Annotated in this window: 8 protein-coding genes; 6 read left to right on the forward strand and 2 right to left on the reverse strand. The window is 33.0% G+C overall.

What is annotated here, in order from left to right; all coding sequences use genetic code 11:
• Positions 1 to 156 precede the first annotated feature (156 nt).
• Complete coding sequence (locus WBM60_RS14235) at positions 157 to 318, reverse strand: hypothetical protein (protein ID WP_424283230.1); 162 nt, start codon at positions 316 to 318, stop codon at positions 157 to 159.
• Positions 319 to 477: 159 nt separating this feature from the next.
• Between WBM60_RS14235 and WBM60_RS14240 the strand changes: the two genes are divergently transcribed.
• The 6 genes from WBM60_RS14240 (at position 478) to WBM60_RS14265 (ending at position 5,726) form a co-directional block, all read left to right on the forward strand.
• The gene (locus tag WBM60_RS14240) at positions 478 to 768 is read left to right on the forward strand and encodes a LapA family protein (protein WP_424277165.1); all 291 of its coding nucleotides are present in this window, start codon (positions 478 to 480) and stop codon (positions 766 to 768) included.
• Positions 769 to 1,266: 498 nt separating this feature from the next.
• Positions 1,267 to 1,869, forward strand: coding sequence for a YkgJ family cysteine cluster protein (locus WBM60_RS14245; RefSeq protein ID WP_424259769.1), 603 nt, complete (start codon positions 1,267 to 1,269; stop codon positions 1,867 to 1,869).
• 207 nt (positions 1,870 to 2,076) lie between these two features.
• A complete protein-coding gene (locus WBM60_RS14250; RefSeq protein ID WP_424278585.1) occupies positions 2,077 to 3,576 on the forward strand; it encodes an aldehyde dehydrogenase family protein in 1,500 nt (499 codons plus the stop codon).
• A gap of 64 nt (positions 3,577 to 3,640) precedes the next feature.
• The gene (locus WBM60_RS14255; RefSeq protein WP_424259857.1) at positions 3,641 to 4,000 is read left to right on the forward strand and encodes a DUF779 domain-containing protein; all 360 of its coding nucleotides are present in this window, start codon (positions 3,641 to 3,643) and stop codon (positions 3,998 to 4,000) included.
• Between the two features lie 191 nt (positions 4,001 to 4,191).
• Entirely contained in the window at positions 4,192 to 4,974 is a 783-nt protein-coding gene (locus WBM60_RS14260) for a DUF6090 family protein (RefSeq protein ID WP_424259858.1), read from the forward strand.
• Between the two features lie 536 nt (positions 4,975 to 5,510).
• Positions 5,511 to 5,726 (forward strand): hypothetical protein, encoded by a 216-nt coding sequence (locus WBM60_RS14265; protein WP_424259859.1) that lies wholly within the window; start codon positions 5,511 to 5,513, stop codon positions 5,724 to 5,726.
• A 182-nt stretch (positions 5,727 to 5,908) separates the two neighbouring features.
• On the opposite strand, the gene WBM60_RS14270 is transcribed toward WBM60_RS14265, so the two are convergent.
• The coding region (locus tag WBM60_RS14270; protein ID WP_424277167.1) for a four helix bundle protein at positions 5,909 to 6,149 on the reverse strand (241 nt) is incomplete at its 5' end.

A 6,149-nucleotide genomic window follows, 5' to 3' on the forward strand; every position in this document is an offset into this window, starting at 1 on the left:
TGTCTTTTCCTGTTCTTGTAAACAGCTTACAAACTGGAAAGAGATGAGAATCATTAAAGTAAAATATTTCATATTAGCCTTGTATTTGTTATTTCTAAATATATAAATTCCTACTTCTTTTAGAACATCCTTTCCCACTTAAATTGTTTTGACCTATTATTCATGTAAAAGCATAGTAGTTGGTATCCGGCTTTTTTGAATAATTTCCTTATCATCTTTAAACAAGCCCCCGTTTTGAGAAAGTGATATTTCCCCAAGTTGGAGATAGGCACCCCCGCCAGCAAAAGCGACTTCTTTTTCGCTATCTAATGTGTGCATATGGTTATTAAATATATCCAATTGTTGTAGCCAATATAAAGTTCCATTGTTAAGATTGATTAAATAATACATATGATTAAGGTCATTTATAAACTCTAAAGCAAGGAGTATTTTTGAAGGAATTTTAGTAGAGTACGTTAATTAAAAAAACTATAAAAAATGAAACAGACAACTAATTTAGGATTAACAATAATCACACTTATTTTTGTTGTTATATTCACACTTCAAAACACCAGTGAAGTAAGTATTACGCTATTATTTTGGAACATTAAAACATCATTAGCTTTATTAATATTTTCTTTATTCTCTATTGGTGTTATAATTGCAATTTTTGTTCTAACACCAATAATTATTGCTCTTAAATCTACATTAAAAAAAGACAAAAAAATCATTTCTGAATTACAAGAAACCAGTGACGTATATTCTGAAAAGGAAGTAGAAAATTATTAATAACCGGTTAAATCGCGTGGTATATTTAATTGCCTGGATAGTAGTGAGATCAGGAGTTATAGCACATATGAAGTTCATCGTAATTTGAAAGAGAATAGTTCCAAAAACGGCAACCTATAAATACCATATACTTATAACATCTGGCATATCTTTAGAGTACCTATCGCCGGCTCGAATGTTTTGCTTGATAATTGTTCCGTAAAAACTTAATAAACTATCTTGGTTTACATAAGTAGTAGTTCATCAAAAACATCATTGTTGGAAATAATTACAGGTAAATTCGAAAAAAGAAACTTCAATTATAGAAAAATATAAAAAGAGCTTATCTTTTGATTATGGAATTGTTTTATCATACAAACAATAAAAAATTGTCACGCTCTGAAACAGGTTGATATTTTCCAAATCAAATTTTCTTATAGCCATTAAAACCATCTTAATTTCTTTTTGGAAATAAATTAAACTACCTAGCCTTATTAAGTCTACCTTCGGTAAAAAATAATGTCGATAGAGCGAAGAGTGCAATTGGTAGAAAGCCTTTTTTATCAATTAGAACAAGAAAGCGCTCAATTTGAACAGTCATCGGGGATTAGTTGTGTTTCTGGTTGTGGGAAATGTTGTACCTACCCAGATGTAGAAGCTTCTCCTTTAGAATTTTTACCCTGGGCCTTTCATTTGTTTTTAAATGGGGAAGCTGAAAAAACACTCATTATACTTAAGGAAACCCATAGTTCAACTTGTTTAATCTACAAACCCTTATCTATTATTGATCAGGGTCGTTGTAGCAATTACAAATACCGGGGTTTAATTTGTCGGTTGTTTGGTTTTGCGGCCAATACTGATAAATATGGAAGTTTGAGATTGGCTACATGTAAAATTATCAAAGAAGGTCAGACCAGGAACTATAATTCCGCTGCCGAAGCAATTACAAAAGGATTGCATGTACCTGTATTTACAGAGTATTATATGCAATTAAATCAAATAGATTTTCACTTAGGAAACATAATTTTACCGGTAAACAAAGCACTTAAAATGGCTTTGGAAGAAGTTTTACAATATTACGCATACAGACCTGCTCCTGATTTAAAAAAAAGGTGTCTTTAAAACAAATGTGCATATATAAAATATAATCAACTACATAACTTGTTTGCACTGATCATCTAGGGTGTCATTAAGATATATTATCTTAGTGTAGAGAAGTGGGAGTTCATCAATAACTATATCCAATTGTTGGCATTCATTAAGAAAAAGACAGAGGAAACCGAAAATCTTTGAAAGAGTAGGGATTTGTTCATTTAAATCAATAAAAAAATGGGATATTCAAAACCAAAATTTAAAGACAAGTACGAAAATTTCATCAATGGAAAATTCGTAGCACCAGTTGGAGGACAGTATTTTGAGAATACCTCCCCAATTGACAATTCACTTATTGCAAAATATCCACGTTCTCAAAAAGAAGACGTAGATAATGCAGTGGCAGCGGCCAATGCAGCTAAAGATGCCTGGGGAAATACTTCCGCAGCAGAAAGAGCAGGAATGCTTAATAAGGTAGCAGACATTATTGAAGCAAATTTAGAAGAATTTGCATTGGTTGAAACTTGTGATAATGGGAAACCAATTAGAGAAACTCTAAATGCAGATATTCCTTTAAGCGTAGATCATTGGCGATATTTTGCAGCAGTTATCAGAGCAGAAGAAGGCACGGCAACTGAATTAGATGCTAATACACTTTCAATGAATATTAAAGAACCACTTGGTGTGGTTGCTCAGATTATTCCTTGGAATTTTCCTCTTTTAATGTTGTCTTGGAAATTACCCCCGGCATTGGCAGCAGGAAATTGTGTCATATTAAAACCCGCAGAACAAACACCATCAACTGCAACTTTATTATTAGAAAAAATTGCGGAAGTATTTCCACCTGGAGTAATCAATATTATTCAAGGATTTGGACCAGAAGCAGGAAAACCATTAGCATCACATTCAGGTGTTGCTAAAGTAGCTTTTACAGGAGAAACTACCACGGGTCAATTAATTATGCAATACGCATCAAAAAACTTAAATCCTGTAACCATGGAATTAGGTGGTAAATCACCAAATATATTCTTTAGTTCTGTAATGGATGAAGATGATGCGTTTTTGGATAAGGCAATTGAAGGTGCAGTTCTATTTGCTTTTAATCAAGGAGAGGTTTGTACTTGTCCATCAAGATTATTAGTACAAGAAGAGATTTATGATGCCTTTATGAAAAGAGTTGTTGCAAGAACAAAAGCTATTGTCCAGGCCAATCCTTACGACAGCAATACAATGGTAGGCGCTCAAGCATCAAACGACCAGTACGAAAAAATTCTTTCTTATATTAAAATAGGTAAAGAAGAAGGAGCAAAAGTGCTTACTGGTGGAGAAGCTTGTAAATTAGATGGCGAATTCGCTAACGGATTTTATATACAACCAACAATATTAGAAGGACATAATAAAATGCGCATATTCCAAGAAGAAATTTTTGGACCGGTACTTTCTGTAACTAAATTTAAAGATGAAGCAGAGGCTTTAGAAATTGCGAATGATACCCTTTACGGATTAGGAGCAGGAGTTTGGACAAGAGATGCCCATCAATTATATCAAATACCAAGAGCAATAAAAGCAGGTAGAGTTTGGGTGAATTGTTATCACGCATATCCTGCTCACGCACCATTTGGTGGCTATAAAAAATCAGGATTTGGACGTGAAAATCATTTAATGATGATGAACCATTATCGTCAAACTAAAAATATGTTAATTTCCTACGATAAGAATAAATTAGGCTTCTTTTAGAAGATAATTAATACTAACAGGGCTGGCTGAAATTTCAGTCAGCCTTTTTCACTGAATCCTAATTATGGAATATAAAAGGGTAGCAATAACAGATAAAGCAATAGAAGTCTTAAATCAACTCAGGGAAAAGCACGGAGATTTAATATTTCACCAAAGTGGAGGTTGCTGTGATGGTTCAGCACCAATGATTTTTGAAGAAGGAGATATGTATTTGGACGATAGTGATATATTACTTGGGCAATTAGACGGAGTAAATTATTATATGAACCAGGACCAATTTGAATATTGGAAGCACACCCATTTAACTGTTGATATAACAGCAGGAAGAGGTTCAAGTTTTTCTCTTGAAATTCCACTTGGTGTACGATTTATTATACACTCCAGGCTATTAACTGATGAAGAAAATGCTGAACTAAATAAATGACGAAATGTCAACCCCCCAGCTGGCACAAGCTTAGCTTGTCGGCAGACAGGCATCACGCTCGTGACTAGTTCCAAACACCAAAATTTCTGTTATTCTATTCAGTCTAGTATGCTATTGCCTACCCGTTTATGGCTAATTTAAAGCTGCTTTGATTTATTCTGTATCTTGGGAAGAACAACCAACCACTTCCTATGATCGGTTTCTTCAGAAAAATCCGCAAAAAACTTGCAGACGATAACAAGCCTTTGAAATACATGAGGTATGCCGTTGGGGAGATCGTACTTGTGGTAATTGGGATATTGATTGCGCTTTCAATTAATAATTGGAATGAACTTAATAAAGAAAGAAAAAGTGAAAAAATAATCCTTAATGAGATTAGAGATAACCTTAAATTCGATTTAGAAGATTTTGAAAGTAATATAGCGAATCTTCAAAATAAGGCTACTTCATGTAAATCCATATTAAAAATACTCGAAAGCAATAGCGCCTATAATGATTCTGTAGGCTTTTTTTTCTACTATTTGAAAACTTATCCGCATTTTAGTAATAAATCAAATGGATATAATTTATTACAATCTAAAGGTTTAGATATTATCCAAAATGATTCCATTAGAAAAGGAATAACCGATTTATATGAAGACAGATATAAATATTTAAAAACTTATGAAAAAGAGCGAATTGATTATAATAATTCGTTAGAAAATAAAATTACACCATATTATGGAACGAGAACTTTATCAAAGGATAGTTTACCTAATGAAATAGTTATAAAAGGGAGTGTTAAGATCTTATTGCAATTTGGCTTTTTTAGGAATATCAGAAATTACGACTTGCTTAAAAAAGATTTAGAATTGCGTGGAATCATAAAAGATATAGAGACTTGGGCTACAATTCTTGGAGCAACTCATAATGGAGTTAGAAATGATGTTTTGGAACTAATAAAACAGATAGAAAAAGAATTAGAAATTAATTAGTCAAGCAAATAACGAAAGGTTAACAATAAGAATATAATTAGTAGCCGCCTATCTCCTACTCCATACTATGTTATGAAATACCGACCAATACCACAACAGTAGTATACCTTATTATGCTTTAATATTAATGAGAAAAGCCTACAAAGAAGGTTACATGCTAATATAGGACATACCCCCTTCTAAGAAAAGTCGATTTCTAAAGCACCCCTCCCTTTAATAATGAGAGAAAGGTTTAAATCGGGTTGAGGTATCTCAACTTTAAGGGAAAAACCACCATTTTCTTTTAGGGGATACAGAAATTCATTATTGCGTGTCCCATAATTTGTCGTTATGTAAAATTACCCATGTGATTTCTATTGTTTTATAAAGTATTCGTGAATGCTACGCATTTGCCGCTAGCAAACCCGCCAACCAATAGTGAATATTAAATTATGTTAAATATTTATTAAATAGTACCTTTTTATACATAGTACTGTAACAAAATGATTTTTCCTGCGTCTATAGCTTAAAGACAACAATCAAAGAAAATTAGACCAATGAACCATCTGTCAATCCTTATAGTAACCAAAGCGTTCAAAGTGTTCGGAATTACCTCCGCGGTTTATGACGTTTACTTTAGCTTGTTCAATGCGATGGAGATTAATTTTAGCCTCTTATTTTATACCTTGGCGATTGAAACCCTTTTTATCTATCTGAAATCTTCTCCCATAGAAATTCCATCATGGCTGGAAGTTATGGAAGATTTTATTTAATAATCAAGTATATCCCCGTTGGTGCGAGCTTCACGCTCTTGTCATACTAAAAATCCATTAAACTCAAGTGTATACCTTCATTATCTATTTTTAAAATAGTATCATCTTCCGCATAATTTCTTGCTCTGCAATATGGAATACGAATTACGAGATACGAGATAAGAAGTACGAAGTGAACGCATTTAGTTTTGTTTGGTTCTGTTTTTTCGGGCAGTTTTAAGCGATGCCACTACTATCGACAGAAGTTCGTTCGCTTCTTTAATCAAAATTTGAATTTCTTTTTTATTAGGGTCCAAGACCTCTTGAAATAATTCCAACCAATAAATGGATTCATCCACTTCTTCTTCCACAATTTTAAGTTTGTATATAAAATCTGCTGTTGATTTAGCCCGCTGGGAGGCTCTATAATTAGCCCCTACTGAA

Origin of the sequence: Eudoraea sp. (assembly GCF_049669105.1) — a bacterium.
GTDB lineage: Bacteria > Bacteroidota > Bacteroidia > Flavobacteriales > Flavobacteriaceae > Eudoraea.